Here is a 2,544-nt window from a genome sequence, read left to right on the forward strand (position 1 = left end):
CTAGTGTGATCGTCATGCAGCTCCGGTACGCCTTCAGGGTGCGACACGAGGTCGCACCGCTCAAGCGGATAAATCGGGTCCAACCGGGTTGTCCCAGACCAGTGTTCTGAGGTCTGGTCCCACGCTCACATGCGTCGCTGGCAACGGCGGGGTGTGAAGCTGAGCGCTCAAGGCCCAAGAACGTCAAGGCATCTGACGTCACAGGCCGAGGGACAGTCCGGAAGGGTGAACGAAAGTGAACCCCTGTCAAAACCTCGTCAGCGTTACCCGCCCGATGCCAAGCAAGAGCGGCGGACATGGCCTGGACGTTGGAAAGCGTCAAGCGGAGCCGAGGGTTCTGACCCGAGGCTCGTGAACACCGCTGGCCACGGGGCAAAAGGGGGCACCCTCCCCGGACGCATCTTGACGGTGCGGAACGTGGAAACCCGGTTGAGGTCCAGAGCGATCTGGTAGGCCGACCGCAAGGAGAGCAGAATTCCTCAGCCGGACAGGATGGTCCAAGAAGCGAATGCCGGTCCCTGAAAGGGAAAGGGAAGTCGGGCGAACGTGCCCGTATAACCTGCCGGATACGGGGCTTTCTCCGGCCCGAAAGGGAGCAGACGTGGACCAGGTGAGCCTTTGAAGTGAACTGAGAAGAAGCCTGAACCAATGGGCAAGTTAGACACCGGAAGGACGGTGGACATGTCTGCTCTGCCGCTCAGCCCGGCGAACGGACCTGAGGACGCCTCCACGCTGTGGCACCAGATCGACTGGAGTCAATGCGAGGGGGAAGTAAGGCGACTGAGACAGCGGATCTTCAAGGCCGCGCAGGAAGAGGACTGGCCCAAGGCCAGGAATCTGCAAAAGCTCATGCTGCGGAGCTACTCCAACACGCTGGTGAGCGTGAGGCGAGTGTCCCAGCTGAGTACTGGCCGCAAGACGGCTGGCGTCGACAGGGAGAAGGCGGTAACGCCCAAGGCCCGGTGGAATCTCGCATCAGAGGTCCATCAGGTCGAGAAGCCCTGGCGAGCCATGCCAGTCAGGCGGGTGTACATCCCGAAGAGTAACGGGAAGCAACGCCCGCTCGGGATTCCGACAATTCGGGACCGGGCCATGCAGGCCCGTGTCAAGAATGCGCTGGAACCCGAGTGGGAAGCTCGTTTCGAACCCCGGTCGTACGGTTTCCGTCCGGGGAGAGGGTGCCACGACGCGATCGAGGCCATTTTCGGGGCGGCGGCACGCAAGAACGCCAAACGCCTCTGGGTTCTCGATGCTGATCTGTCGGCGGCATTCGACCGCATCGACCATCCTCGCCTGATGGACGCCGTCGGGGGGTTCCCCGGCCGGAGTCTCATCCGTGCGTGGCTGCGGGCCGGTGTGGTCGATGAGGGCCGCTTCACACCGACCGAGGAGGGGACTCCGCAGGGTGGTGTGATCAGCCCGCTGCTGATGAACGTGGCACTGCACGGGATGGAAGAGGCGGCAGGGTGCCGGTACTGGGGAGCCGGGGCGAAGACATACGAGCCGAAGGCTGCCCCCAGGACCCCGATCCTGATCCGTTACGCGGATGACTTTGTGGTCATGTGCCACAGCAAGTCCGAAGCAGAAGGGGTCAAGGAACGATTGGCAGAGTGGCTGGAGCCGAGAGGACTGCGGTTCAATGAAGGAAAGACCCGAATCGTCCACATGGAGAACGGGTTCGACTTCCTCGGCTTCAACATCCGTCGCTACGACGGAAAGCTACTCATCAAGCCGAGCGCTGACGCTGTCAAGAGACTCCGGGAAACCCTACGCACCGAAGTGAAGGGGCTGTACGGTTCCAACGCGGCGGGCATACTGAGGGCGCTGACGCCCATCATCCGCGGATGGTCGGCGTACTACCGGAAGGCGGTTTCCTCCCGAACATTCTCCAGTCTCGACAACTATCTGTGGGGGCTGCTCTGGGAGTGGGCAAGGAGGAGCCATCCGAAGAAGTCGAGGGTCTGGGTAGCCAACAGATACTTCGGCAGGTTCAACGAGTCCAGAAACGACAAGTGGGTGTTCGGGGACCGTATCAGCGGTGCCTATCTCCCCAAGTTCGGCTGGACCAAGATTGTCCGCCACGTGCAAGTAAAGGGTGCGGCGTCTCCCGACGACCCCGCCCTGGTCGAGTACTGGCAAGGACGCCGCCGTAAGAAGGCGCCACCGCCGATGGACAAGGTGAGTCTGTCCTTGGCGTACAAGCAGAAGGGGCTCTGCCCCCTCTGTAATCAGGCGCTTATCGCCGGGGCCGAGTACGAGCCGGACAGTCCGCGTGAGTGGATCAACTGGTTCTCGGCCTCGAAGAAGATGCTGCACAAGCATCACTTCGTTTACCGGAGAGATGGCGGCTCCGACGATCGGACCAATCTTCGTCTCGTGCACTCCGCATGCCATCGACAGCTACATGCTCAAGATGGCGTACAGGCCAATTTGAAACTGCGCTGGCCCATGGGGCGAGCTTGAGCCGTGTGCATTGAAAGGTGCACGCACGGTTCTGAGGGGGCCGGGATGCAGTAATGCATCCCGGCTACCCGACTTGTACCC

General features: G+C 61.8%; 1 protein-coding gene. It reads left to right on the top strand.

Annotation, left to right across the window (positions count from 1 at the left end):
- Positions 1–681: 681 nt before the first annotated feature.
- Positions 682–2,463: a group II intron reverse transcriptase/maturase gene (gene ltrA, locus IE239_RS41205; RefSeq protein ID WP_190154569.1), complete on the top strand. Its 1,782-nt coding sequence runs from the start codon at positions 682–684 to the stop codon at positions 2,461–2,463.
- Positions 2,464–2,544 lie beyond the last annotated feature (81 nt).

It is taken from the genome of Streptomyces humidus, from assembly GCF_014649655.1.
In the GTDB taxonomy this organism is placed as follows: Bacteria; Actinomycetota; Actinomycetes; order Streptomycetales; family Streptomycetaceae; genus Streptomyces; species Streptomyces humidus.

What these genes read in the sequence shown, in the direction of transcription:
- ltrA (WP_190154569.1), top strand. Translation starts at nt 682, where the DNA reads ATGTCTGCTCTGCCGCTCAGCCCGGCGAACGGACCTGAGGACGCCTCC.